Source organism: Mesorhizobium sp. USDA 4132 (assembly GCF_056279545.1).
The window spans coordinates 3,253,164-3,278,649 of the sequence record NZ_JBWCCP010000001.1 but is presented as its reverse complement, the minus strand read 5'-3'; the positions used below and the strand labels follow the sequence as shown (position 1 = coordinate 3,278,649).

The following is a 25,486-nucleotide window of genomic DNA, read 5'->3' as shown; positions in this document are numbered from 1 at the left end:
CCCTCGGTCAAATCCTGAAAATCAGCGCAAGGCCGGCGCCCGCGGCAAATCCGACGAGAACGAACAGCAGCAACAGCATGGGTTTGAATTCGGCGTTCGCCCGCTTCTTCAATGCGTTCAGGTTCTTCTCCATCCCAGCCACGACCCCGTCCAGCCGCATCAGGTGGACATCGAGGTCATTCAGCCGTTGGCTGACCTCCACCTTGAGGTTTTCGACGGCGTTGCCGATTTCAGTCAGGTCGGTGGTTTCGGGCTTGTCCGCATCGATTTCCGGTGTGCGCTGCAGGGAGCGCTGCGAGACCTGCAACTGCCGCTGCGACGCCATCAGCACATCAAGCTTGTCGAGCACTTTTGCGAGCGGCGCGGCGATCAGGGCTTCGGCTGCCTGTTCGTTCGGCTGCGGAACGCGAAGCGCCTGTTCGGAACCGCTTCCATTGCGCGCCATGACGACGATATCGTTGGCCCGCGAATGGAGGGGATCGGGCAGCGCGATTTCGAATGCGTGCTTGCCGTCGCCGATACCGTTGCGTCGCAGGTCTGGACGGTTGCGATCGGCAACAGTCTCTGCGATCACCTTGCCATCGAGTAGGACACGGATGGTCAGACGCTGGTCCGGCGCCATCGGGTCGAATGCCCAACCGAAGATCGTACCCATGTCGACGGCGTCCACGCGGCCGTTCATCGGCTTGACGTTGTCCTGTTCGGATGCGGCATCCGGTCGTTCGGCGGGACTGGTCATGCGCTCTCCAATGCCTGAACCTGTGCCGTCTCCATCCACTTGAGATAGCGGCGGGCAGTCGTGTCGATGTCGTCGGGCTTGCGGGCGTTTTGCGCAAACAGGTGCAGCAGTTTCGGGTCTTCCAGGATGTCGCGCATCGCCGCGGCGAGCGCCCGGGCATCATTGGGTGGGACGGTCAGGCCGTTGACGCCATGCTCGACCATTTCAGCCATTCCGCCGATATTGCTGGCGATGACCGGACGGCCTTGCGCCTGGGCTTCCTGAATGACCAACGGTGCGTTCTCCCACCAGACGGACGGAACGATGGTGCAATCGACCGCAGCCACCAGATCGCCGATATCTTCGCGTCGATAGGGTCCGCGGGCCTGCACGGATCCTGATGTTTCGGCAAAGCGCCGATTGATTTCCTCGACGAACGTCTCGCTCTGGAAAGGCGCGCCGCCATGGACGCGAAGTTCGAAATCCATGCCGTCGGCCAGAAGCTGACGCGCCGCCTCGAGCAATACGGTCACCCCTTTCCAGGGGTTGAGATTGCCGAAATATCCGAAGACCGGCTTCCCACCCTGAAGCAGATCTCTTCGCAGGCCGGCTTTGCGGGCGGGAATGCCATTGGGGATGACGCTGATCGTATCTTCGTCCAGTCCCCATTGCACATAGCGATCCCGCAAAAAGGCGCTTGGCGAGACGAAGTGGTCGACCGTGCTCAACAGGGCCTTCAGGTGGCGTTCGCGCAAGGCAAAGCGATCGAGCGGAATATCCTTGAAGCAGGCATGGCAGCGGTCCGGGCTGGACTGGTGACAAAGCTCCTTGCTGCCAGTGCGCACCATCAGGCCGTCATGGTGGCAGATGGGGTAGTAGTCGTGAAGTGTCATGACGATCTGGCAGTCGGGCAGGGTGCGGCGGACGATGTGGGGGAACTCGGCGCCAAGCAGCAGCATGTGATGGAGATGAACCACATCCGGCCGGAAATCGCGCAGCAGCTCCGCGATGTCAGGCACGACACCATAAAGGTCGATCTGGCTCATGAAGAAGCGGTCGAAATGCCCGGACCACAACAGGATTTCGTCTCCCGCCGAGCCGATGCTCTGGAAGCTCGTGCCAGGTCTTGCTTCGCGATGAATGTGGTTCGTGGCACCGAGAAACAGAGCTTCGTGGCCCTCGCGCTGATAGGCGCGAAACAGGTCATGAGCGAATATCTCGGTTCCGCCCGGGTGAAGGGACGGATGGTTGTGGGCAGCGACCAGAATGCGCTTGCTCATCGGCCATTTCCCCGGCGCTTCGCCACAATGAAATCCTGATGGTGAGCCGCTTTGGTGCCGCGCCAATGGCCAAGCGATTTCAAGGCGACGGAGAGGCCGGCCCGTTCGAGCGCCTTGTCCAGAAAGCCGTCTTCGAAGCCGACCGCCGCAAGCGGCGCCTGGTTGGGTACGAACCAGCACGGGCTTTCGCCATAGCGGCGGAACGCAAGGCGCGGATCGCGCCGCCCGTGCTCGTTTGCCGCCGCGATCCGGTCGACCACGAAGGCTGTCATGAACAATCGGCCGCCGACTGACAGGACCCTGCGAACCTCAGCGAGGTAAACGAGGACTTCCGCAGGAGGCAGGTGAGTGACCACCGACGTCATGATGACGAAGTCGAAATGTTGATCCGGAAAGGGTAGTCTCAGGGCCCTACCGCTGACCTTGCCGTTCGGATTGTAGAGTTCGTGCGCGATATCCAGTCGCTGGAAGGCGAAATTGGAGTATGCGGGCGTGATCGCTCGCTGGCACCAGTCGATGCCGCCCTCGACCGGATCGATGCCGTCGTAGCGGCTCGTTTGCGGATCGAGATACTGGGTAAGCGGCACGGCCATCCGGCCGATACCGCAGCCGATGTCGAGCACGCGGGCCTCTTCGCGCAGGCCGCCGATACGGATGAAGTGCCCGAGAAATTCCGCGCCTATCGCACGAAAATCACCGTCGCCCACGAAGACGTTGGTGGGTTCCGGCTGCGGCAGAAAACGGTTGCCCCGAACGGCTTCAAGCAGCCAGCGAACGCGGTCCTCATCGACCAGCCGAGCCGGCTTGGGAGGGCGCACGAGTGCTATCTGTGTCACGCTGCGTTCCTTTCCCGGTCTCTCCCATTCGTGGTGGCGGGGTGATCTTGATCTCTGCCGAACGGGTTGGCCATCAAGTCGGTGATGTCGTCTTCCCAGCGTTGCGTGTGCAGCCATGAATTGTATTGGCTGGCAACGCCGCGCATATAGTCCTCGCTACGACGGATCGAGCGGCGCTCGAAATGATACAGGCAGGCGGCCGGCTCATAGGCGATCTGGAGCCCGAGACGGCGGATCTTGAGGCAGAGGTCACTGTCCTCGTAGTCGCCGATCACGTAGTCCTCGGTGAAGCCGCCGACACGCTCGTAGGTGGCCCTGCGGGTCACGAGGCAGGCGCCGGTGACGCCGGGAACCTCGCGGGCTTGTTGGGCGGGAGCATAGTCGCCGGGCATGCCCTTGTTGAAATGGTGGTTCAACCAGATCCCGCGCTGGTCGCGGCCAAAATACAGGCCGGCATGCTGCAGCGATCCGTCTTCGAAGAGTAGTTTGGGGCCGATGGCGCCCACCCTGCTGTTTTCCAGCAGCGGCCGCGACAGCACCTGAAGCCAACCTGGTCCCTTTGGCACGACATCCGAATTGAGCATGACCAGAATGGCGCCGCGGGCAAAACGTGCGCCGGCATTGCAGGCCCGCGCATAGCCGCTGTTGCGGTTCATGACGACCAGCTTCATCGGCAGCCCGTGCAGGAGGTGCAGGCCGCCCAACATGTGCTCCGTCTCATCCTGGATTTCCGGTGAATCGAGGACGAAGATGATCTCGGCATTAGCGACGAGCCACGGATCGGTGGCCATGCCCGACAGTTGGAAGCGCAGGAAATCGAGGACCTTGTAGAGAGGTATGACAATCGAAACGAGGGGTGTGGTTTCGGACAGGCTGTAGTCCTTCGTGGTGTCGACCTCTATGGTCTTTCCCAATCGCCGTTCTATGTCCTGCAGGGCGGGCGCGAGGATCGTGCGGAAGGCACTGTCGACCGCATGCTGCGGCGGCACAGCGCGCAGGACGTGGTTTCGCTGCGTTGCGGGCTCGAAAGGCTGCGGCTTCGGTATTAGCGGCCTGACCGCTCCCGAAGCAAGGCGCAACTGAAATCGCGGCTGCAGGAGCGGACCGGTGGATTCCGGCAGCGGGATCCAGGCAACGAAGCCGGTCACATCGGTCTTGCTCTTCTCGTCCTTGCCTTCCGCCCATGCCGGGAATTTGTAGCTGTTTGCGTCAAGCGGTACGGCCGTGCCGTCCTCCCTCACGTAGTCGATGCCGGCGAAGGCGGATGACGGCGCATGGAACCAGCCGCCTGCCAGAAGGCCGTCGTCGAGCGCCAGGGCGAGATCGACCTCCCCGGACGGGTGCATCGACGACTTGGCAACCCGGGTTGCAGGCAGCGGGGCGTTGACCTGAAGGTCGATCGCCGTCGCGGCGCTGCCTTCCGGCAAGGCGGCGAGGCAACGGACGATCAATTCGCGCAGCTCCACCGCCTCACGGTTTTTGCTCCACCAGTTCTGAAGGCTGGGATGGCGAGGCTTGTCGTCAGCAAGCTGGCGAATTGCGGCACCATTCTTGCTCAGGAGGACGATGAGAAACGGAGGAGAGGGAAAAGGCGCCTCCGCGATGAAATGGCACGGTTGAAGACCGCTTTTCGCTCGGCGTCCGAGGACAGGCTTTACGGCCATGCGTGCGATCGAAGTCGCGCCGATCGCATAGATCGCTATAATGTCGCCGAGGTCCGGATTGATCGCCGTCTCGATCAGATGGCGTCCCTGAGCAACCTGGCAGACGATGCTGGCGGCCTGCGGTTCGGGCACGAGCGCATGAAGGGCGTCTTCAACGATCATATGGAAAAGATGGTCGCCGGCGATGCGGAAGGCGCTTCGCCAGACGGTCAGCAGGTTGTTGACGAACTTGATGCGGGAACCCGGTGCAAGATCCGTAAACAGCGCTTCCACATCGAGGGGTGTGAGCATGTGTGCCGGCTGCATCACGACGGTTTCGACGATGTCGCCGTGTTCCGTGCAGATGTCCGCGTTTACCGGCTGTTGTTCCGGTCGCATCGCCCAGAACATGCGCTGTCTTCCGTGGCCGAGTGGAAGCATCATGCTGACCAGCGGTACCGGTGACCGATCCATCGACAACAGGCACTTGGTGGTTGCGGGAAGGGGCGAGGGGAGATCCCAGACAAGGATTGCCAAATCCGCGCCGAGCCGAAAGATTTTTGCGTTTCTAAAAACGCCCGTGGCGTCGTCTATCGCTTCGTCGAACGTCACACGCGGCCCCTCTGAATCGGAGTTGCGCGCCCCGCGGGAGGAGGCAGGGCGCGCAGAAATCATGCTCAGTGAACGGTGAAGTAGTTCTCGGGATTGGCATGAATGTCGTCAGCGTCGACATTGACCAATGTCAGCGTATCGCCATGGCCGAGATCGACGACGACATTGCCGCCGACCTGGGTGACGCGCGAGGCCAGATCGTCCGGCGAGGTCACGTCGAGGCCATTGATGCCCTTCGAGATCTGCAGGATATCCTCGCCAGCGGTGAAGTCGAGAATGACGTCATTGCCGCCGCCGCCGCCGAAGACGAAGACGTCATGGCCAGCACCGCCGACCAGGATATCGTTGCCAGCGCCGCCATCGATGATGTCGTTGCCGTCGCCGCCGTAGAGGATGTCAGCACCCTTGCCGCCGGACAGAAGATCATTGCCATGTCCGCCGAGCAGGGTGTCGTTGCCCTTGTCGCCGTAAAGAAGATCATCACCCCAGCCGCCGACAAGATTGTCGTTGCCATCTCCACCGTTCAGCAAGTCGTCGCCCTCGTCGCCGAACAGGGTGTCATGTCCCTTTCCGCCGAACAGGATGTCGTCACCTTCACCGCCGAACACGATGTCGTGCCCGTTACCGCCGTTTACGAAATCATCGCCCCCATGGGCGCGGATGAAGTCGTTGAAGCGGGAACCGAACAGGGCATCGTCGTATGCTCCGCCTTCCAATGTGGCCATCTGCCTCTCCTCTTCAGGTTTGTACGAGTGCGTTGTCGGCGCGGGTGCGACGATTTCGCGCTTGAAATGTGCACTGCAAAAAACCGAAGCGCAAGCATGTCTTGAGACAAAAATGCCATATGTTGGGAAATATATTTCCTGAATTGAATATTACTGGCACATTACCCCGATAATCTCCAGTTATATAAATTAAAATTTCCGTATTTTACTTTGAAACAAATTCAATATTTGAAACAATTTCTGCTTTGCAGCATTTCTTTCCATTCAGATACTAATCTTCCCTGAAAGCGCGATTGAAACTTTCGAGGACGGGGGAGGTGATGTAGTCGATCGCGCGGCGTGGCTGGTGGATGATCAGCACTTCTGCCGGCATGCCGGGATAGAGGCGCACATCAGGGTTCGCCTTGAGCGATGCCGGGTCGAGTTTGGCGCGCGCGACGAAAAACGCACTGTTTGATTTCTCGTCGACCGACTGGTCCGCGGCGACATAAATGACCGTACCTTCCATCGGCAGGCGGGACCGTTGATTATAGGCCGTCAGCCGGACCTGGGTATGCGAGCCGACGGCGATGCTGTCGATGTCGCGAGGATTGACGCGCATCTCGACCAGCAGCGGCTCATTCTCCGGAACGATCTCAAGCAACGGTTGGCCGGGCGTGACCGCGCTGCCGGGGGTGCGCACCAAGATGTTGCTGATGATGCCATCCTGCGGAGAGCGAATCTCGAGGCGCCGCAGCACGTCCTTCGAAGCGGTGATCTGTTGTTCGACGTCGGCGAGATCGACCCGTGCGGTGGCGATTTCGCCGGCAATCGTCGACTGAAAGTCGCTTTCGATCCCAGTCAGCGCAAGCTGCGCGCCGGCTGCGGCCTTTTCGGACTGGGCCTTGTTGCCGACGAGTTCGCCCCGTTGCCTCGCAAGCTCACTGAGCCTGGAGTCGATCTCGATGATCTGGGTACGCGGTGCGGCGCCTATCTTCACCAATGAGTCCATCGCCGCGCGGTGCTCCTTGATGAAGCCGATTTGCCGGTCGGTCGCCTCGATCTGGATGTCGTATGACGCTGTCAGTTCGAGGTGTTCCTCGATCGTCTTTCTCTGGACCTCGACGCGTCCGAGCTTGGTCTCGCGCCGCTTTTCAAAAAATATCGTCTCCGCCCTGACGGAGTCGTCGATCGTAACACCCCAGGCGTCGCCGAAATCGCTTGGAAAACTGACTTGCGGCGCGTCATTCTGTTCAGCTTTCAGTCGAGCCAGTTTGGCGATCAGGCCAATGCGCCGGGCCTGAAGCGACCGGAGGCTGGAACGGGCGCGCGTATCCTCCAGTTCGATCAGGGGCTGACCGACGGTAACCTTGTCGCCCTCCTGGACCAGCAATCGATTCATCACGCCGCCTTCGAAATGGCTGATGGTTTTCCGTTTCGAATCGACGATGACCGTGCCGTTGGCGACCGTCGCGCTGCTGAGCTCGACCGAAAACCCCCAGGCAAAAAATCCGCCGAAGGACACGAGGATCGTGGCGAGCCCCGCAATGACGAGACCGCGTAGCGGTGAACGGCTGTCAAACTGGTCGAACTCCAGGTTCGATGGGCCGGCATCCGGCAAGGCCGGTTGATATCGCTGGATTTGGCGCTCGGAGAGATCGGCGCGGATCGCGAGTGGCTTTTTCTCAATCATGAGGGGTTTGTGCCCGGTCATATTGCGGCTACCTCCCGGGCTGTTTCGCCCGGCATCGTGGCCGGAACCACGGACGTACGCGGTCCGAACTGGGTGATGCGGCCGTTTTCAAGCACGAGCAGCTTGTCGGCGACCTGCATGATGGCCGGCCTGTGAGCGATAATGATGACGATGGCGCCACTCTCGCGGGCGCGCTGGATCGCGCGGATAAGGGCTCGCTCGCCGATCGCATCCAGATTCGCGTTCGGTTCGTCGAGCACGATGAGGCGAGGTTGGTTGTAGAGGCAGCGCGCCAACGCGATACGCTGCCGCTGCCCTCCGGAAAGGGTCAGATGTCCGTCGCCGACCGGCGTATCGTAGCCGAGCGGCAGGCGCCCGACCATTTCATGAATGTCGGCCAGCCGCGCCGCCTCCAGTACCTTGTATGGATCGCTATCCGCCATTCGCCCGATGTTTTCCCGAATAGTGCCTTCCAGAAGCGAGACGGATTGCGGCAGGTATCCGACTATCTGGCCGAACGAGCTGCGCTCCCAGAGATAGGTATTGTTGCCGTCGAGGAAGACACCGCCGGATGTGGGGCGCAGAACGCCGACCAGCAGGCGCGCAAGTGTCGATTTGCCCGCGGCGGAAGGGCCGATCACGCCCAGAACCTCGCCCGGAGAGAGGGAGAAAGAAATGCCCTTGATGATCGGCACATCCAGGCCGGGGGCTGCGTAAATGAGCTTGTCGACCACGATGTCGCCCGACGAATGCGGCGTCGGCATCGTCTGGCGGATCGCAACGTCCGCCGTGAGGATGGCCTCCAGACGATGCCAGGCCCCGGCCGCCAGCACCCACTGCCGCCAATTGTCGATGAGCGAATCGAAGGGAATCAGGAGGCGCCCAACCAGGATGCTCGATGCCATCATCGCGCCGGGCGTGATTTCCTGCTGCAGCACCAGAAATGCACCGGCCGACAGGGTAATGATCTGGATGGAATAGCGCAGGCTGCGGGTAATGGACGACATCGCCTTGCTCCTGCGCCCGCTTGTTTCAAAGGCGCTGAGGGCTTCCAGTTGCAGGGCGCGCCAACGGGCCGCCAGGGCCGGCAGCATGCCCATTGCCTCGATTGCCTCGGCATGTCGCAGCGAAGCACCGATCTTGGACACCGCCTCGATATTTGTTTGATTCGCCTCCTTGGTGAGTTGGCGGGTCAAAATGTCCGTAATCAGCCCGCCGCAGAGGAGCAGAGCGGCGGAAACGGCTCCGATAAGACCAAAAAGCGGATGCAAAAGGAAAAGGGCGCCAAGGAAAATCGGCGACCACGCCGCATCGAGGGGCGCAGTGACTGCTGACGAGGTCAGGAAACTTCGCAATTCCGAGATGTCCCGAAGCGACTGGGTGGCGCGCGACAGGCCCTGGTCGACCGAGGCCTGAACGGCGGCGGCCAGGACGGGCATGTTCAGTCGGCGCACAAGCGCACCTCCCATGGCCTGGAACGAGAGGGCGCGGATGAATTCCAGAACACCGAGCACGACAAGGGCGCCGACGGCCAGAATGATGAGCATTCCAAGCGTGTCCATGCTCTGACTGTTGAGCACCCGGTCATGGACCTGCAGCATGAACAGAGGCATCGTCAGTTGTAATAAATTCAGGCACACGCTGAGTGCCGCGGCATAAAACAATCCCGACAGAAATACACGTTTTGCTTGCGATACCAGCAACCCTGGGCTGCTTTGTTTTCGACCTCCTCGGATTTGCCCCTTGATTGTTGTCCCATTTTGAACAGTATCGCGCATGGCAATTTGCCTCAAGTTAACGTTAGATCAATCAGTCGGAGGACGTATTTCGTTATAGCTAAACCGAAGGATAGTATTGCTTCCTCCAATCTGGCACATAACGGAGGGCTTATGCAAGCTCATGGCAATTGGGGGGAATGGGCGTAGTTGAATATTACTTCAATTTTTGAAGTATTTTCCTGAAATGGAGAGTGGGATGAAAGAAGAAGTTGTGCTTAATTTGCCTGTTGATCTGAACGGCGAACTGACAGTTCAAATGGGCCAGACGGCACAGACAGACCCCAAGCATCCTCAGGATGCAGAGTTGGGGGACCTCCAACAGGTTACATATTTCGAGCTCGCTCGCCTCATGGAGCGGGCAAGCCGGCGGTTCTCGGGACTGATCCGTGCGGAGCTGACCAAGCTTCGGGTCGACGATATCGGACCGGCACAGGCGATGATTCTGCTGGCAATCGGCGATTCGGAACTCTCGGTCGCCGAGCTCCTGGATCGGGGGCATTATGTCGGCTCCAACGTTTCCTATTACCTGAAACAGCTTGGCGATGGGGACTACATCGATCGGGTTGCCTCCCAGCGCGACAAGCGGTCCGCACGCATCAAGCTGACGGAGAAGGGGCGGCAGCTCAGGGCAAATCTCCGTGACGCAGCGATGGCTTATGAGCGCGCGGTGAATCGTGGCGACCAGGAGCAACGGATGCTTGAAACGGCATTCCAGACTTTGCATCAGCTCGAGCTGGCTTGGGGCAGCACCCCACGGTACGGCGTTTGAATGGTGGGTGAGGGCGTGCCCTTGGCCGTGGGGGAATAGACGCGATGCACGTGGCGTTTGTTCACCGACGGGGTTTCGGTCAGTTCGCTGCCTTGGCCGCCCAACTCGCACAGCAGGGCAATGAGGTCAGCCTCATCACCGAGACCATAGATCAGAAGATCCCTTCCGTTCGAGTCGTTCGACATCGAGCGGAAGCGGGGCCGCGTGCAGATCCCCATATGGCCCGACATATGGGGACTCCCGATCACCATGCGCGAATCGGTCATCGCGTCGCCGAGACGCTCGATGCCATGGTGCGGCAGGGGATGGTTCCCGATGTCGTTGTCGGCCATATCGGCTGGGGAAGCATGATGTTCCTGAAGGATGTGCTCCCGCAGGTGCCCGCATTGGGGTATTGCGAGTTCTTCTACCGGTCGGAAGGGGCGGATATCGGGTTCTCCCCCGATGATCGGCCCGATCTCGAGACGCGCAAGAGGCTGCGGCTGCGCAATGTCGCGCAACTCCTGTCCCTCGAGGCCATCGAGGCCGGTATCAGCCCCACCCATTGGCAGAGAAGTCTCTATCCTGCCGACGCCCGGGGGCGCATTTCGGTGTGTCACGAGGGGATCGATACGGCGCGGTTTCGACCCGACCCGACAGCTTCGGCCACGCTTCCGGATGGACGCGTGCTGAGTGCCGATGGTCCTCCCATCGTCACTTTTGTCGCGCGCGATCTCGAGCCGTATCGCGGCTTCCCGCAGGTTCTGGAGGCTGCCGCCAAGGTCGTGCACCAGCGCCCCGATGCTCTGTTCGTCTGCGTCGGAGGAGACGGTGTCAGCTATGGCGTGCCTCCGCCGGGCGGCGGGGCGTGGAAGGATCACCTCCTCAAGTCGCTGGACATACCGCAGGAGAATATCGTCTTTCCCGGCCCGGTGCCGCATTCGGTCTTACGGCAGATCTACCAGATCTCGTCCGCGCATCTGTACCTGACCTATCCCTTCGTCCTGTCCTGGTCGGTGCTGGAGGCTATGGCGTGTGGCGCGCTGGTCATCGGATCGGATACCGCGCCCGTTCAGGAGGTCATACGGTCCGGCAAAAATGGCCTTCTGGTGCCGTTCTTCGATACGGATGCACTCGCCGAGGCCATTCTCGGCGCCCTAGCGAATCCGGAACGTCATTTCGCGATGCGCGTTGCAGCGCGCCGGACAGTCGAGAGGCGTTTCCGGCTAGCGGAATGCCTTAATCGTCAACAGAATATTATTGAAAAGCTGACCGGAAAACCGTTTTTAGGCATTCAAGGAGCGGCTTCATGATTATTACTTCAATTTTTAAAGTATATTTTGAGTTCATTTCTTTATATCGGTTGAATTTTGTTATTGTGCGCTGCAATGTTAGTTGTTAGGCTTCTCATCAAAGGCGCCGGATGACTTTGATAAAGTTTGGTTATCCGGGATATTTGTTCTTTGTTGCAGGGTAATTCTTCAGGGGCGGTGCGTGCTAAATTTGACGTCTTCCGGCATTGGGAAACAACTGGTGACGAGAAAGCTGATCGCGGCATCTGCCCGGGATCGGTCCTGCTTCGAAGGAAGCGATATCGAGCATCAGGTCGTTTTCCTCGATGCCGATGGCCTTCCTCCGGTGACATTGCAGAATGCTTTTCCATTGGTCGCCGTCGCCTATTCGGACGAGGGAGAGGCGGATCTGCAGGCGGGTCTGGCACTGCTTGGACCGTTGGGGACGGTCCCCGCTGTTCCCATCCGCCGGCTTGATCCCGCAAACAGGCCGGAAAGCCTCCCGCTTCTGCAGGCTCTGACCGAAGGCAGCGTCGGCCGGCTTGCGCGATACAGCGCCTCGATCACTTCGGAGCTTGCGATCCTGCGAAGGGAACGAGAAACACTGCTGGAAAACTACCGGGCGCTCGAAGATGCGTTCCAGGCGCGAAACTGGGAGCCGGTTTCGGAGATTTTCTCCCACGATCCCTATGCTGATCCGAAGGACGAGGGCATCGGGCCGCTGCTTGCCGCAGCCTTTATCGAGCAGCTTCTGCCGGTATCCAGCCTTGGCGTGGCGGGGTTTGCCCTTCACCTTCACTCGGTGCCCAGGGTCAGCGGAGAGCTTGTCGTCGCGTTGAGCTATCTCGAGAGCGGCGAAGGGGTTGCCGAGTGGACTGTCCCCTATGCGCAGCTCGTGCCGAACTGGAATTTCTTCTCGCTGCCCCGCGCCTGTGGGGGAGCTGCGCGCACGTTGCGACTGCGGATCTCTGCGACCGGGCCGGAGACTATCGGCCTTTCGCTCGGCTATCCGATCGCCGGCGAGCGTTATTCGGCGCGCTCGGAACTTCCGCATCCGGATCTCGACCTGCGCCCGCTGGCGTTCAAGGTGTTCACGGGGTTGCCCGGGGTCAAGCCCACCAGAACCCCCAACATGATCGCGCCGAGCAACCTGCTTGAAGGCCAGTACACTGTCGACTATCGCTTGGCGGTCGCTACGTTGAGTCAGATCGCCGACGTTTCGGTCACGCCTATCGTCCCGGAATTTCAGACGGTGCGATTCCTCGAGCATGAGCATGCCATCGTTTGCCATCCGTTGCCGAGCGGCATATCGGCCGGCGCGGTCAGCCGCGCCGTCGAGCCCGGAACGATATCCTTTTCGGTGACGGCCTTTATCGATCATCCGGAAGGCAAGCCCGCGGCGGTCAGCTTCCTACTTGCGCCGGCAAATTCGAATGCGCGTTCCGAAGTGGCCGAGATCGCGCGAAAGGGCACGGCCAGACCATCGGCATTCTTCAGCGGATGGCGCGAAGTCACTTCCAGCGAGGTCGTCAACATCAACATTCAGCTGGACGAGCCGGTACGCGGCCCGATGGATCTGATGATCCTCAGCCGCGCAGTGACGGATTCCGTCGACTTCTCCTGGCTTAAAGTGTCCGGCTTCAGGATGGTCAAGCAATTTACGGAGGCCACCGATGTCCGGTAACAGGGAGCCAGCGGACCTGATCGCCGTGGCCATGCCTCTCTACGGTCACGCGGCACTTGCTCTTGAGGCGATCGAGTCGGTGCTTGCCTCGAAACCCGGCGACTGCCGGATTGTCATCGTCGTGTCCGTTGACGGCGATCCGCGGCATGAGACGTTCGATCAGCTGCTGCTCTACGCCGCGGCCCATCCTTGCATCCATGTCATATTCGGCCGGAACGCCGGCCCGGGCGGCGCACGCAATCGCGCCATCGATTTCGTCATCGAGCACCTTCCCGAGGCGAAGGCCGTCTATTTCCTCGATGCCGACAACCGCATCCTCCCAGGCACGATCGAGACGCTTTACCGGCAGCTCGTCTCCAGCGGCTGCGGGTGGGTTTACACGAATATCGACACATTTTCGGTCAGCTGGCGCGCCCATTACGGCAATCGCTATTCGCGGCTGGTGCACTGCATTACCGACAATATCTGCGATACGGGATCGATGATCTCGATCGAGGTTTTCAAGGACGGCGTCCGCTTCAATGACGACCGGCAGAACGGTTTCGAGGATTGGGAATTCTGGCTGTCGTGCATCGAGCACGGTTTCGTCGGCATTCCCTGCCACGACACCGTCTTCGAATACAGGCTGAGGGCGGAAAGCCGCTTCAAGGAGGCCAATCGCGACCGCGCCACGTCGGTCAGCTTCCTGCGCAAGCGCCACATGCCGTTGTTCCAGCGTCCGATGCTGGTGGATTTCGAGCACGAGGATTGCCCGCGTTACCTGTTTGCGCGGACGGAAGATACGGCGATCTCCTTCTTCACCGATCCCACCAAGCCACCAACGATGCTTCGCCTCGACGACATCATCCCGGCCTTCTGGGGCAATGTCGGCGAGCCGGACAACGAACATTTTCCGCCATTCCTGGTCGCCGGAAGCGGCGCGGCGCTCGACCTTCTGCGGCGCTCGCGCATGCTGCCGAACGTGCTCGCTCACCTCGAGCGCCTGAGCGAGGTGAGCAACGTCGTTTTCGTCCAGCTCGCCAACGACGCCGCCCAGCGCAAGATCGAGCCGATCATTCATGGGCCGGGCGCACAAAAAATCGGCCCCGCCGATCTCGTTTTCGTGTCGACCCGCATCGTCCAGGACGTGGTCCAGAACAATGCCGTGGACTGGTTCGCCTCGATCGCAAGCCAGCAGGTATGGCCGACATCGGCCGTTCTGAAAGTGCGCTTCCCTTTTCCAAGAAGCCTCCCGCGCCGCTCTCTCATCACGCCTCAGCAGGTGATGATCAATTGCCTCAACGCGATTGCTTCGAGCCCCCTCCGCGAGACGGCGGGCAGGCGGTGGACCTGGCGCCCGGCGCGGCTCGTGCCCTATACCGATCTCCACAAAGCATTGCGCAAGGAGATCGGAGGATCGCCGGTCCTGCCGCTCGGACACAACGAGGGCAAGCGCACCGTGGCGCTGCTCGTGCCGAACGCCTCGTTCGGCGGGGCTGAAAAGGTCGTCTATGCCGCGGCCCGGGAGTTGAAGGCGGCCGGTTATGAGACCCACCTCTTCGTGCTCGGCACGTCCCGGATGGACGTGATCGACGAATTCGATGCCAGCTTCGACTACATCCATTTCTGGGAGGCAGGAATTCCGGCCTGGGGCGGGTCGGGTTCCTTCCTCGGACAGGATTTCATCGCCGAGGAACACTCGGTCGACTGGCAAGCGCTCAAAGGGCAGCTTTCCGGCTTCGACCTGGTGATCAACAACCACGTGATGGCCGTCCATCCCCTCATCGCGCGACTGCGCTCCGAAGGCACGCGCACCGCCTGCTATCTGCACGTCGTGGACAACACGGGCTTCAAGAGACCCGCCGGTCAGCCCTTCGCAGCGATTGCCCACGAGCATTGCTATGATGCCTTCCTGACCTGCTCCGAACAGCTCAAGATCTATCTGCACAGCTACGGTGTCCCGCACGAGAAGGTTTTCGCCGTTGCGAACGGTGCGAGCTTTTCGGTGCCGCCCAAAGCCCTGGCGGAGGTTCTGGCCGTCAGGCGGATTGAGCGCAAGGATGACCGCTTGCGGATTCTCTACATGGGCCGGTTTGACCAGCAGAAGGGCATCGACAGGCTGGCGGCGGTGCTTGCGGAATTGCGGGCCTCCAACGTCGCCTTCGACGCCCGGGCTATCGGGGGAGAAATTCTTGCCGATTCCAGGGTCTCCTGGAGTGAACGGCTGAAGGACCTCGGCGTGGACGTGCGCCCGCCGGTCTTTGCGAGCAAGGATCTCATCAAGGCGCTCGGCTGGGCCGATGTTCTCCTCATGCCGTCACGGTGGGAGGGCGCGCCGTTGATGATCGCCGAGGCACAGCAACTCGGCTGCGTGCCCATCGCGACCGCGGTCGGCGCGGTGGACGAGCTCATTTGCGACGGCGAGGACGGCATACTCATCAACGCGGCTTCCGATCCTCAGATGGTGAGGGAGATGGCACGCATCATTGAAGAGGTTGCGCGCAATCGCGGAAAACTTGCGCCGCTCATGGAGGGCTGCATCAGAACCGCCGCACACCGGTCATGGACTTCCTCCTTCTCGGAGTTCATCGCGTGGAGCGATCGGTCCGTGAAAAATTCGTCACTGTCCCGCGCCGCGGTCTTTCGCGAGCAGGCGGCGGCAAATCCCGTGGTCGCGGCAGCTGGCTGATTGCCGGGCCGCTCCTTTGAAACAGAAAGGTCTTGTCGAATGCGCCCGCGAATTCTCGTGACGGGTATTCCCGGTCACTACACGCGCCTTGCCAATGGCGCCCATGGTTCGTCCGTCTCCTATTCGGAGCGGCAGAAGCAGCCGGAAACGAAAGAGGAGTTCCTGCAGGAGCTGCGCAACATCAGCAATACCGGGAACTACCTGATCGGCGAAGGCGCCCTGCGGGCGCTCGCGCCGCATGCGAAACAGGTTCCCTTCTGGCATCTCTACAATCTGAGCAAGAGCGGCAGCGGATTCGATGAGTTCAACGCCAATTTCGATATCTGCGTCTTCACCTGCGCCAACCTGTTGCGCAAGGGGCTTTCCGCGGATGCCGAGGCGGATGTGCTGAGCCGGCTCAACATGCCGATCGTCATGCTGGGCATCGGGTTGCAGAACCGCAAGGACCTGGAAAACAATCTTCCAGAAGGAACGAAGCGGCTTCTGGCCGTCCTGAAGGAACGAGAGCACTATTTCCTGACACGCGGCTACGAGTCCGCCGGCTTCCTGAAGGATCAGGGTTTTTCCTTCGTGCGCCCGACCGGCTGCCCTTCCGTCTATTTCATGCCGGACAACATGCGCCGGTCGATGAAGAAGCTGCCGAGCGTTAAGATCGGTAAGGCGAAGACCATTTTTTCGGGCTATCTCGGCGGCAATCAGGATGCGATCCTGGATGCGAACGCGCTCGCTCCTGAGGATACCGTACCGCCATACGTCGTGCAGGACGAGTTCCTTCACTTCGATATGAAGGTGGAGCCCAATGACGAGGGACGTGTCTATGATTCCGCGTCGGGCCGGATGATCGGCGATCTGACTTATCCCGGCACGGAACGGGAGAAGCAGCGGTTCGAGGTTCGCACCTTCTTCGACAACAACCAGTGGCGCGGCTGGGCCTCCTCGATGGATTTCAATTTCGGCCGGCGTTTTCACGGTTCGATCATCGCCATGCAGGCGGCCGTGCCCAGTCTGATGGTGGCGGTGGATGACCGCATGCGCGAGATGCTGGGCTTCACCGGCCTGCCGGCTGTCGATATCACGGAGGTCGACAAGGCGGAGAATCGCGCCGAGTTCGTGGCCGACCATCTGACGCAGCTCAACACGAGCGAACTCGTCGACCGGTATTCCGATCGCGAGAGCGCCTTCCGCACCACGCTTCGCGAAATCGGCATCGGTCTTTAGCGAGGCCCTATCCAGGGGCCTGCGGGCCATCACCCTTCGGTTCAGAGGACAGTCATGCGTATCTTGCTTACGGGCATTCCCTCCTATCTGCAGCGGACGATTGCGGACGTCTCCGGCACGACCGTTATCCATCGGCCCTATTTCGACGAGACGAGGACAAAAAAGGATCTGATCGCGCAGGTCAGGAAGATCGCCAATACCGGCAACTACCTGATCGGCGAGGGAGCGGCCGAGAGCCTGCGCGGCCATAACGTCACCTATCTGCCGTTCTGGCATCTGGCCAACAATCGGGAGTCGAACGAGATTTTCGAGCAGGTGAACAGCGAGTTCGATCTCTGCGTCTTCGCCTCCGCCAATCTGCTGCGGCCCGGCTATTCCGCCGATCTCGAGGCGGAAATCTTTGCGAAGCTGACGATGCCGGTCGTGGTGATGGGCATCGGCATCCAGCGCAAGGAGGGCCTCAAGGATCAATTGCCGGCCGGTACGCTCAAGTTCCTGGACGTGTTGCGGAACAAGGAAAGTTTCTTCCTCACGCGCGGTTACTTCACAGCCGAATTCCTGCGGGAGCAGGGGATGAAGTTCGTCAAGCCGACGGGCTGCCCGTCACTCTATTTCTCGCCGAATGATATGAAACGTTCGCTGACCGCGCTCGCCAACCCGGCGCTGGCGGAAGCCCAGAAGATCGCCTTCGGCGGCTATCTCGGCAGCGTCGCCGACACCATCGTTGACGCCCACGCACTGCTCAAGCCCGACAGTGTCGCAAGCTATGTCGTGCAGGACGAACTTGTTGCCTACAACCTTTCGCTGACCGGCAGCGACACCGACATCGCCTATGACCGGTCGAGTGCGCGCATCACCGGGGGCACGGAATACAAGCATTCGGAGAAATGGCAGCGGAAATACGAGTTGCTGGTCTATTTCGATACGAACCAGTGGCGCGGGGCGATGTCGGAGCGAGATCTCTGCTTCGGCCGCCGCTTCCATGGCTGCATCATCGGCATGCAGGCCGGCACGCCCGCCCTGATGATCGCCGTCGACGACCGGATGCGGGAGATGCTGGAATTCATCGGCTTCCCTTATATCGAGGCCTCCACCTGGAACAGGGAGACGGACAAGCGCGCCTATCTCGCCAACTTCCTCGGCAAGATCGACACGCAGGCCGTGATCGACCGTTATTCCGCGTGCGAGGCGAATTTCCGCAGTGCTCTGGGGCAGATCGGACTTTGAGCGGATGAAGGAGGCGGTGCAGATGCGCGCGATCCTTGCCTGTGCCTTGGCGGTGCTCTGGGCGTTTGCCCCGGTGCCGCCCGCGGGCGCGCGCGACGTGCTTGCCGATCGCATCGGCGTCAACCGGGTAAACCTCGCCTGGCTTTCTCGTGCCGACCAGGAGCGCATCCTGAAGGAAATCGCGGCGAGTGGCATCACCCATGTCCGGCTTTCGCTGTCGATGCCGGTGGACAGGAGCATCGATGCGCTCGAAATCGCCGACCGGCTGGGGCTGAAAGTCCTTCTCGAGATCCAGCTCGGCAACAAGGATTATTATCCCCCGGAGGCTCGTCCCCGCTCCGGTTTCGGCCGTGTCTGGGATGTTCAGCGGCTTTCGGATCTCGACCTTGATCTTTACCGGTCGCAGTTGCGCGCGGCCCTTCGCCGCATCGACGGCATGGGCATCCGCATCGACGCCGTTGAACCCGGAAACGAGATAAACTATAGCGCCTACAACGGCGACCTCGTCGTCTACGAAAAGCCCGGGCGACGGACGCCGCGCAACGTTTCGGAAGTCGCAGACCGCTCGGCGTTCGGGCGCGGGCTCGATGCCTATGTCGGGGCCGTTCGTATCACGCGGGAAGAATTGCGGGCGACGGTCCATAGCCGCGAGGCGTTTTTGATTTCGGCTGGGCTTTCCGATGTCGGCACAAGCGAGGCCGATAGCCGCGGCATGGAACGGCTTGACCCCGGCGAGTTCATTTCACTCCTGCAGGCCCGAGGGATCGATGCGCTGGTCGATGGCTATGGAATTCATCTCTATCCGGGGCGCAAGGACGATGCGGCGCTGACACGCTATGTCAGAAAGCTTCTCAACTTCTGCCGGCCTGAAGGTCAAGGCAAGCCGTGCTGGGTAACCGAATGGGGCATTGCCAACACCGCACTTTCCTGCCCGGTCGACGATCGCCAACGGGAAGTGGCGGTTCGTGCGGTGCGCCGCAGCTTTGCGAAGAGCTGATGGACGAAGGAAGGCTGAGAGCGGCCTTCTATTATGACTGGGACACCCAACCGGTCTATAGCGTCTGGCGTTGCGGCGCCTTAAGCCCGGCCGGCGTCGCGGCCACGAGAACGGGTAACGGTGACGCGAGGTAGGAAAATCCATGACCTCAAGATCGGAAAGGCTGGATATGCGCGGCAGACGCTAGAGTTTCCCGTTCAAGAGAACCGCTCTCGGAATAGGGGCGAGCCGGCTTCCTCCTCCGCGATGGCGGCGCGGTTGGCAGCCTCGCGCAGCGCCTGAAAGTCGGTTTGGTGCTCGACCCTGGTGCCGCCAAGCCGCACCGTCACCGATATCTGCCGCTCCTGTCCGGCTGTGAACGTGGTTTCCCTTACCTGCATGCGGATACGCTCGCAGATCTTGCTGGCATTTTCCGTTGACGTGCCGGGCAGATAGATGCCGAGTTCGTCCGAGGCAAGGCGCGCGACAAGATCACCAAAGCGCACGGAGGAATATACGATCCGGACCATCGATTGAAGCAGCGTATCAGCCCATTGTGGACCGTAACGGCGATCGATCGCATCGAAATCATCAATCTTGAGAACGAGCAAGACGCCATCGGAGCTTTCCGTGCTGCTTATGCGTCTGCGTTCTATCGCATGCTCGACCGAATTCGCAAATTCGCCGACGCGCATTGTGCCTGTGACGGGGGTGCGGCCGAGCGCATGCCGAAGCTCTTCTTGGGTATCACGAAGCGCTTCGTTACGTAGATAAAGCGCCAATTGAAGCGGAAATGTAACAGCGGCCGATATCAACGCCACGGCTGTCAGTTCCACCCAGAACGGACGTTGGGGAACAAGCAGGCTCAATACCCAAACAATCGCGATCGCTCCAATCGCAGCCGCGAGGGTGCGGAGCATTGCCGTCTTGATATGCGGTATGAGTAAAGCTTGGCGAAAACGGGAATACAGGGTCATCGGTTGGCGGAGCTTTTGTGGTGGTCTCTATCTTTGAGATATTCCGTGAAATACCGGGTGAATAAATCCTATGGTATTTTAACAGGGTACGAAGAATTTGATCGCCACGATCAACCGGATCGCTGGCCTGGGAGGCCTATCGCCGATGCCGTTGGCGCAGAGCCGGCATTGCCTCAGATTTTCTTGATGCCGCCAGTTTCCTAGATGGATGGCATCCGCTGCTGTTCGTCGGCCTTTGCATGATAGAGCGCTTCCAAGGCGCTTTGCGCCCTCAGAAGCTCGTCAGTATGGGTCTGCGTGATGCTCGATACAAGGGCTGCGACGAGCTCGCGCCTGCGCTTCACGAGGTTTTCGATTGCCGCTTCTACCGCATCCAGGTGCTCCTGGGCCATGATATTCTCCTGTGATGGAATGCCGTCAGCCAGGGGCACCTTTGATCGGCTTGGCAGCCGCGCCGCCGCGAATTCGAATGATTTCGGTCAGTTTAGCGCAACAGTGACCGGCTCGTGGCTGCTGTGTCCGGACCTTTCGCGCAGCATCTGTTTTCGCCATGCATTAGGAGCAATTCCGTACAGGCGGCGGAAACTGTTGGTGAGGTGCGCCTGGTCGGTCATGCCGCATTCCAGGGCGATCTGGCAGAGCGGTTCGTTCGTGTCGGTCATCATCCGGCAGGCCGTTTCCATGCGCATGCGGGTGACGTATTTGTGCGGTGTCTCGCCAAGGCTTGCCTTGAAGGCGCGCTGGAAGTGGCCGCTGCTCACGTTGCAGAGACCTGCCAAGGCCTCGATGCGGATTGTCGAGCGGAGATACATGTCGACATAGGTCTGCACATTGCGCATCTGCCAGGGGGTGAGGCCGCCGGCAGCGATCTGGCGGAGCGCCGGATCGGATCCGGAGTGGTCCGGATCGCCCATGGGCGGCCTGGTGACAAGTCCTTCAAGGTCGATCGCGGACGCCCAAAACCTTGAAATGTCGTCGCGCCTTGTCAGGGGGGCGGCGGACTGTGCCTTCGCGGGCTGTGGGGAGTGCATCCTAAGTCTCCTTCACTGCTATTGTGCTTGATCTCGGTCGGCGCGACGTCGAAGGGAGGCAAATGGGGGGATGCCCCTCGGCTCGTATCGATGATCGGAATTTTAACGCCGAGGCAGGCGGTGAGACTATTGAACAAGGGGACTGTTCCCCCTATCCAAAGGTATGACCGGGACGCACGGAAATTGTCTTGCCACCTTCGGAAGCCTGCGTGTCTGCCCCACACCACATCAAAAAAGCTCCGGGTCGATGGTTCCGGAACTGTTGCTTTCTTTGGCAGTCGGTGAAGTGCCGGCGGCGCCGCTTCAGTCGAAGAATGCCCGTCGTCTTCGATGAGATAACGCTGGTCGGGAGGCCTGACTGCGGAGGAGAGACCGACTGGTTCCGCGATAAACCGGCGTTTCGCGTCAGCGGCGCAAAAGCGGGAGCAACTGGTCGCCCTGCCGCTTGATCTCCTGGAGATAAGGCGTGTCGGAGAGCACGAAATGGGTGATGCCGAGATCCTCATATCTGCGCAGCGAACGGGTAACGTCTTGCGCTGAACCAACGAGCCAGGTGGTGCCGGCGCCACCGCCGCCGAATTTGCCGGGCGCGGTGTAAAGGTTGTCGTCGAGGACATCGCCGCGCTCGTGCAGTTCGAGCAGCCGGCGCTGGCCGACGGCGACCGGCTTTCCGTGGTCGTTCCAGTTGCCGGCCTTACCCTTGGCCATCTCGGCGACCTTCGCCTCGGCATCGGCCCAGGCCTGTTCCGTCGTGTCGCGGACGAGAGTGGTGATCCGAAGCCCGAATTGGAGCGGAGGAAGGTCGCGGTCGAACTGCCTGCTCAGCGTCTTCAGCCGTTCGATCCTCTCCCCCACGCCGTCGAGCGGTTCACCCCAGAAAAGCTGGATATCGGCTTCCGTCGCGGCCACCCGTTCGGCGGCTTCCGAAGCGCCGCCGAAATAGAGTTTCGGGTGCTTGCGGTCGCCGCGGGGTTGGAGGCGAGGCTCGATCGTGGAACCGGTGACCTGGAAATGCTCGCCCCTGAACGTGACGTTCTCTTCGGTCCACAGCCGGCGGACCAGCCGCATGAATTCCTTGGTACGGGCATAACGATGCGCCTGATCGCCCTCGCTGTCGCCATAGGCGGCGAGGTTATCCTGACCGGAGACGATGTTGACCCGCACTCGACCGCCGCTCAGGTGGTCGAGCGTGGCCGCGGCGGAGGCGAAATTGGCCGGCCGCCAATAACCCGGACGGATGGCGATCAGCGGCTCGAAGGTGGTGGTGCGGGCGGCAAGAGCGGTTGCGATGGTGAACGTATCCGGCCGGCCCCAGCCGGTGCCGACGAGCGCGCCTTTCCAGCCGTGCTCCTCCAACGCCTTGGCGTGGCTGGTCAGCGTCTCCAGGCTGTTGTGGTTCTCGGCGGAGGAATCGCCGCGATGGCCAGCTTTGACATCGTTCGGGATATACCAGAGGAACTCGGAATTGCTGCTCATGTAATCGACCTGCATCTCTAATGGCTGAAATAGGGAAATGAGTGGAAGGCAGCGTGGCGCACGCCGGCCGGCATCCGAGAGGTTCCGTCAGACGACGATCGGGGTGAGGGCGCCGTCCATGCCGATCACGACGCCGGTGACGTAGCTTGCCTTCGACGAACTCAGGAAGGTGACGACGTTGGCGATCTCCTCGGGGGTTGCCATGCGGCCGAGGGGGATGCGCTGGACCAGTTTTTCGAGGGCCGCCTGTTCGCTGATGCCGTGGAGCGCCGCCTCCGCCCGAAGGCCCTCGGTTACCCGTTCCGTTTCGGTATTGCCGGGATTGATGCCGATGATCCGCAATCCGCTGGCGGCATAGGCGTTGGCAAGGCCGACGGTCGCCAGCATCAGCGCCGCGTTGGCGGCCCCGCCCGGAAGGTGGATCGGTGATGCGACCTTGCCGCCGCCGCCGATGACGTTGACGATCACGCCCGCCTGGCGGGCCGCCATCCGTTTGACCACCGGATCAATGACATTGATGTAGGAGAAATATTTGGCGTCCATCGCGGCCCGCCAGTGGGCCGGGCTCAGGTCCTGGGGCGGCGTGCGGCGCGCGGCGCCGGCGCAGTTGACGAGGATATCGAGCTCCCCGACTTCGGCTTCGATCTTGTCGACGAGCGACAGCGCCTCGTTTTCCGATATCAGATCCGCCGCAAAGCCGATTGCGCCGGGCAGTTTTGCCAGAGCCGTATCGATATTCGTCTGGGAACGCGAACAGATGACGACGCGTGCGCCTTCGGACAGGAGAGATTGGGCGCAGGCAAGGCCGATGCCTTTGGAGCCGCCCGTGATCAGTGCCGTCTTGCCGTTCAAATCGAGTTGCATGGTGCGCCGCTTTCCTCAAAATCCAGGGGAGAGGCTAGGCTCCCGAGGATATCGGAACAAGCAAAAGGCAACTGCCGTGATCCCGGTTACGGGGAAACGGTTCCTTAGTTAGCTGCGCATGGAGGCAACTCTTCTATGGGATGAGCCTGCGCGCACTTTCGCGGCTTTGCCGGCGGGCCGATGTCTGCCGGAAGATGATCCGGCGCCATTGCTCGCCCTGCCATTCCTACCCGCGAATGGTCTCCTCATAAGCCATCGCGGCCTGCAGCAGCGTTTCATCGCAATTGGCATTGGCCGACAGGAGGAAGCCGACCGGCATGCCGGCATCGCCGGTGCCGCAGGGGATGGAGACTCCGCACCAGTCGAGGAAGTTGCCGAAGCCGGTATTGCGCAGCGTCCTGCCGTTCGTGGCGAAGAACAGCTCATCGTCCTTTTCCAGTGGCGCGATCGGCGGGGCGACATGGGCGACCGATGGCATGGCGACCAAGCGGTCGCCGACCAGTGCCTCGGTTTCGGCGATCATCCGGGCGCGGTTTTCGACGATGGCGATATAATCGGACAGGCTGGTCTTTTCGCCGAGGCGGGTGCGGGCGACCACCCGGTGGTCCATCTCCTCCGCATCCGGTCCCGACAGCTTCTCGCGATGCAGGGCGAAGGCTTCGGCGGTCACCATCGGCCCGTATTTCACCATCAGCTTCGGGAGTTCGTCGAAGGTCGGGAAGGCGAAGCGGGTGATCCTGGCTCCGGCCTTTGCAAGGCGCTCGATCGCCGCTTCGAAGGCGGCCACCACGCCCGCCTCGGCGCCGTCGAGGACGATATTGGTCGGGATCACGATATCGAGCGGTCGGGCCGGTTGGCGGGCCGTCTGCGGTACTGCAAGCCCGCGCATGGCGGCATCCACCCAGACCGCATCCTGCACCGTGCGGCAGAGCGGGCCGAGCGAATCGAGGCTGGTCGCCAGCGGATAGACGCCGTTCATCGCATAACGACCGCGGGTCGCCTTGTAACCGACGATGCCGTTGAAACCCGCCGGGATACGGATCGAGCCGCCGGTATCGGTGCCCATCGCGACGGGCACGAGGCCGGCTGCGACCGCGACGGCGGAACCGGAGGAGGAGCCGCCGGGAATGCGCGGCGCGTCCTTGCCATGCGGATTGTGCGGCGTGCCGTAATGCGGATTGATGCCAATGCCGGAAAAGGCGAATTCGCTCATGTTGGTGCGGCCGACCGCGACCATGCCCGCCTGTTTCAGCAGGTCGACGATCGCTGCGTCCTTCGCGGCGGGAGCGGCCTTCTTCAGCACTTTCGAGCCGGCGGTGGTCGGCAGGCCCTCGATGTCGAAGAGGTCCTTCCAGGCGATCGGGATGCCGTCGAGCAGGCCGAGCGAGCGGCCTTCCTTGAGGCGCTTGGAGGAGCCTTGCGCTTCCGCGAGGGCGCGGTCCTCAAGAAGCGAGATGAACACGGCCTTGTCGGGATAGGCCTTGATACTTGAGAGGACCGATTCCGTGACCTCGATCGGATCGACCTTGCCCATCTGGATGAGCGCGGAAAGCTCGGCGATCGACATCGCTCCAAAGGTTTTCGTCACGGCTGTCATTCTCCCCATTGCGTTACTGGCGGCCCACAGATGTATCGGATATTTTGGCGATGGGTAGAGGATTTATCGGCTCGCCAGGTGGTATGGAACCTCCCGCATATCCGCGAAGTTCAGTGAGTCCACCGCATCGGCGGGACATCGGGAAGGATCAGCCCATGAGAAACATCATCGCCATAACCGGTCTCGTGATCGCGCTTGCCGGCTGCAGCACGGACGGCGGCGGAACCACCGGAGCAATCGACATCGGGCCGGGCATCCGGCCGATCCCCGGCAGCATCACCTATGGCGGCCAGCCGCGCACCAAGCTCACCAAGGCGCCGATCGGCAGCGTCGTGCCGCACGAGTTCCGCAACGAACTCGGCCAGCGGGTCGAGGAAAATTACATCATCCAGCCGGACCGCAGCCTGAAGCTGGTCAACCGGCGGGTGTTTCGCGATCCGTTCGGGTTGGACGATTGATGAACT

The 25,486-nt window shown here is 61.1% G+C and carries 20 protein-coding genes and 1 pseudogene; 8 read left to right on the top strand and 13 right to left on the bottom strand.

All coding sequences use genetic code 11. The annotated features are described in order from the left end of the window. Nucleotides 1-7 precede the first annotated feature (7 nt). The 7 genes from ACZ9IU_RS16760 to ACZ9IU_RS16730 form a co-directional block, all read right to left on the bottom strand. Nucleotides 8-739 (bottom strand): hypothetical protein, encoded by a 732-nt coding sequence (locus ACZ9IU_RS16760; RefSeq protein ID WP_038544765.1) that lies wholly within the window; start codon nucleotides 737-739, stop codon nucleotides 8-10. Further along, a complete protein-coding gene (locus ACZ9IU_RS16755) occupies nucleotides 736-1,998 on the bottom strand; it encodes a glycosyltransferase family 4 protein (RefSeq protein ID WP_038544763.1) in 1,263 nt (420 codons plus the stop codon). The genes ACZ9IU_RS16760 and ACZ9IU_RS16755 overlap by 4 nt, the downstream gene beginning before the upstream one ends. Beyond that, a complete protein-coding gene (locus tag ACZ9IU_RS16750) occupies nucleotides 1,995-2,834 on the bottom strand; it encodes a class I SAM-dependent methyltransferase (RefSeq protein ID WP_038544761.1) in 840 nt (279 codons plus the stop codon). The genes ACZ9IU_RS16755 and ACZ9IU_RS16750 overlap by 4 nt, the downstream gene beginning before the upstream one ends. Further along, complete coding sequence (locus tag ACZ9IU_RS16745) at nucleotides 2,831-5,089, bottom strand: glycosyltransferase family 2 protein (RefSeq protein ID WP_038549561.1); 2,259 nt, start codon at nucleotides 5,087-5,089, stop codon at nucleotides 2,831-2,833. The genes ACZ9IU_RS16750 and ACZ9IU_RS16745 overlap by 4 nt, the downstream gene beginning before the upstream one ends. A gap of 65 nt (nucleotides 5,090-5,154) precedes the next feature. Then, nucleotides 5,155-5,814: a calcium-binding protein gene (locus ACZ9IU_RS16740; RefSeq protein ID WP_038544758.1), complete on the bottom strand. Its 660-nt coding sequence runs from the start codon at nucleotides 5,812-5,814 to the stop codon at nucleotides 5,155-5,157. A 271-nt stretch (nucleotides 5,815-6,085) separates the two neighbouring features. Beyond that, on the bottom strand, nucleotides 6,086-7,486 hold the full coding sequence (locus ACZ9IU_RS16735; protein ID WP_038549559.1) for an HlyD family type I secretion periplasmic adaptor subunit: 1,401 nt from the start codon (nucleotides 7,484-7,486) through the stop codon (nucleotides 6,086-6,088). A 17-nt stretch (nucleotides 7,487-7,503) separates the two neighbouring features. Further along, nucleotides 7,504-9,264 (bottom strand): type I secretion system permease/ATPase, encoded by a 1,761-nt coding sequence (locus tag ACZ9IU_RS16730; RefSeq protein WP_038544756.1) that lies wholly within the window; start codon nucleotides 9,262-9,264, stop codon nucleotides 7,504-7,506. Nucleotides 9,265-9,520: 256 nt separating this feature from the next. Here ACZ9IU_RS16730 and ACZ9IU_RS16725 point away from each other — a divergent pair, with 256 nt between their 5' ends. From ACZ9IU_RS16725 to ACZ9IU_RS16695, 7 genes and pseudogenes are all read left to right on the top strand, one after another. Then, nucleotides 9,521-10,033 (top strand): MarR family winged helix-turn-helix transcriptional regulator, encoded by a 513-nt coding sequence (locus ACZ9IU_RS16725; protein WP_046600977.1) that lies wholly within the window; start codon nucleotides 9,521-9,523, stop codon nucleotides 10,031-10,033. A 44-nt stretch (nucleotides 10,034-10,077) separates the two neighbouring features. After that, nucleotides 10,078-11,325: a glycosyltransferase family 4 protein gene (locus ACZ9IU_RS16720; protein WP_038544752.1), complete on the top strand. Its 1,248-nt coding sequence runs from the start codon at nucleotides 10,078-10,080 to the stop codon at nucleotides 11,323-11,325. 181 nt (nucleotides 11,326-11,506) lie between these two features. Beyond that, nucleotides 11,507-12,988, top strand: coding sequence for a DUF6212 domain-containing protein (locus ACZ9IU_RS16715; protein ID WP_038544750.1), 1,482 nt, complete (start codon nucleotides 11,507-11,509; stop codon nucleotides 12,986-12,988). Then, complete coding sequence (locus ACZ9IU_RS16710) at nucleotides 12,978-15,656, top strand: glycosyltransferase (protein WP_038544748.1); 2,679 nt, start codon at nucleotides 12,978-12,980, stop codon at nucleotides 15,654-15,656. Before ACZ9IU_RS16715 ends, ACZ9IU_RS16710 begins: the two co-directional genes overlap by 11 nt. 39 nt (nucleotides 15,657-15,695) lie before the next feature. Continuing rightward, entirely contained in the window at nucleotides 15,696-16,874 is a 1,179-nt protein-coding gene (locus ACZ9IU_RS16705; RefSeq protein WP_038544745.1) for a polysaccharide pyruvyl transferase family protein, read from the top strand. Between the two features lie 54 nt (nucleotides 16,875-16,928). Continuing rightward, nucleotides 16,929-18,101, top strand: a complete 1,173-nt coding sequence (locus ACZ9IU_RS16700) for a polysaccharide pyruvyl transferase family protein (protein ID WP_038544743.1) — start codon at nucleotides 16,929-16,931, stop codon at nucleotides 18,099-18,101. A gap of 22 nt (nucleotides 18,102-18,123) precedes the next feature. Continuing rightward, nucleotides 18,124-19,232: pseudogene (locus tag ACZ9IU_RS16695) on the top strand (glycoside hydrolase). A gap of 63 nt (nucleotides 19,233-19,295) precedes the next feature. Here ACZ9IU_RS16695 and ACZ9IU_RS16690 read toward each other — a convergent pair. The 6 genes from ACZ9IU_RS16690 to ACZ9IU_RS16665 form a co-directional block, all read right to left on the bottom strand. Next, a complete protein-coding gene (locus ACZ9IU_RS16690) occupies nucleotides 19,296-20,054 on the bottom strand; it encodes a GGDEF domain-containing protein (RefSeq protein WP_038544742.1) in 759 nt (252 codons plus the stop codon). Nucleotides 20,055-20,254: 200 nt separating this feature from the next. Further along, nucleotides 20,255-20,446, bottom strand: a complete 192-nt coding sequence (locus ACZ9IU_RS16685; protein ID WP_038544740.1) for a hypothetical protein — start codon at nucleotides 20,444-20,446, stop codon at nucleotides 20,255-20,257. Nucleotides 20,447-20,533: 87 nt separating this feature from the next. After that, the gene (locus ACZ9IU_RS16680) at nucleotides 20,534-21,085 is read right to left on the bottom strand and encodes a helix-turn-helix domain-containing protein (RefSeq protein WP_080719195.1); all 552 of its coding nucleotides are present in this window, start codon (nucleotides 21,083-21,085) and stop codon (nucleotides 20,534-20,536) included. Nucleotides 21,086-21,490: 405 nt separating this feature from the next. After that, entirely contained in the window at nucleotides 21,491-22,561 is a 1,071-nt protein-coding gene (locus ACZ9IU_RS16675) for an LLM class flavin-dependent oxidoreductase (protein WP_038549554.1), read from the bottom strand. A gap of 87 nt (nucleotides 22,562-22,648) precedes the next feature. Beyond that, on the bottom strand, nucleotides 22,649-23,425 hold the full coding sequence (locus tag ACZ9IU_RS16670; protein ID WP_038544738.1) for an SDR family oxidoreductase: 777 nt from the start codon (nucleotides 23,423-23,425) through the stop codon (nucleotides 22,649-22,651). Nucleotides 23,426-23,651: 226 nt separating this feature from the next. Then, the gene (locus ACZ9IU_RS16665) at nucleotides 23,652-25,013 is read right to left on the bottom strand and encodes an amidase (RefSeq protein WP_038544736.1); all 1,362 of its coding nucleotides are present in this window, start codon (nucleotides 25,011-25,013) and stop codon (nucleotides 23,652-23,654) included. A gap of 164 nt (nucleotides 25,014-25,177) precedes the next feature. On the opposite strand from ACZ9IU_RS16665, the gene ACZ9IU_RS16660 reads away from it, so the two are divergent. Continuing rightward, nucleotides 25,178-25,480 (top strand): hypothetical protein, encoded by a 303-nt coding sequence (locus tag ACZ9IU_RS16660; protein ID WP_038544734.1) that lies wholly within the window; start codon nucleotides 25,178-25,180, stop codon nucleotides 25,478-25,480. The last annotated feature ends 6 nt before the right edge of the window (nucleotides 25,481-25,486 follow it).

Excerpts from the sequence above, each read along its gene's own strand:
- ACZ9IU_RS16705 (WP_038544745.1), top strand. The coding sequence starts at position 15,696 with ATGCGCCCGCGAATTCTCGTGACGGGTATTCCCGGTCACTACACGCGC.
- ACZ9IU_RS16670 (WP_038544738.1), bottom strand. The coding sequence starts at position 23,425 with ATGCAACTCGATTTGAACGGCAAGACGGCACTGATCACGGGCGGCTCC.
- ACZ9IU_RS16700 (WP_038544743.1), top strand. The coding sequence starts at position 16,929 with ATGCGTATCTTGCTTACGGGCATTCCCTCCTATCTGCAGCGGACGATT.
- ACZ9IU_RS16675 (WP_038549554.1), bottom strand. The coding sequence starts at position 22,561 with ATGAGCAGCAATTCCGAGTTCCTCTGGTATATCCCGAACGATGTCAAA.
- ACZ9IU_RS16725 (WP_046600977.1), top strand. The coding sequence starts at position 9,521 with ATGGGCCAGACGGCACAGACAGACCCCAAGCATCCTCAGGATGCAGAG.
- ACZ9IU_RS16690 (WP_038544742.1), bottom strand. The coding sequence starts at position 20,054 with ATGACCCTGTATTCCCGTTTTCGCCAAGCTTTACTCATACCGCATATC.
- ACZ9IU_RS16730 (WP_038544756.1), bottom strand. The coding sequence starts at position 9,264 with ATGCGCGATACTGTTCAAAATGGGACAACAATCAAGGGGCAAATCCGA.
- ACZ9IU_RS16680 (WP_080719195.1), bottom strand. The coding sequence starts at position 21,085 with ATGCACTCCCCACAGCCCGCGAAGGCACAGTCCGCCGCCCCCCTGACA.
- ACZ9IU_RS16740 (WP_038544758.1), bottom strand. The coding sequence starts at position 5,814 with ATGGCCACATTGGAAGGCGGAGCATACGACGATGCCCTGTTCGGTTCC.
- ACZ9IU_RS16755 (WP_038544763.1), bottom strand. The coding sequence starts at position 1,998 with ATGAGCAAGCGCATTCTGGTCGCTGCCCACAACCATCCGTCCCTTCAC.
- ACZ9IU_RS16720 (WP_038544752.1), top strand. The coding sequence starts at position 10,078 with ATGCACGTGGCGTTTGTTCACCGACGGGGTTTCGGTCAGTTCGCTGCC.
- ACZ9IU_RS16660 (WP_038544734.1), top strand. The coding sequence starts at position 25,178 with ATGAGAAACATCATCGCCATAACCGGTCTCGTGATCGCGCTTGCCGGC.
- ACZ9IU_RS16710 (WP_038544748.1), top strand. The coding sequence starts at position 12,978 with ATGTCCGGTAACAGGGAGCCAGCGGACCTGATCGCCGTGGCCATGCCT.
- ACZ9IU_RS16760 (WP_038544765.1), bottom strand. The coding sequence starts at position 739 with ATGACCAGTCCCGCCGAACGACCGGATGCCGCATCCGAACAGGACAAC.
- ACZ9IU_RS16735 (WP_038549559.1), bottom strand. The coding sequence starts at position 7,486 with ATGATTGAGAAAAAGCCACTCGCGATCCGCGCCGATCTCTCCGAGCGC.
- ACZ9IU_RS16685 (WP_038544740.1), bottom strand. The coding sequence starts at position 20,446 with ATGGCCCAGGAGCACCTGGATGCGGTAGAAGCGGCAATCGAAAACCTC.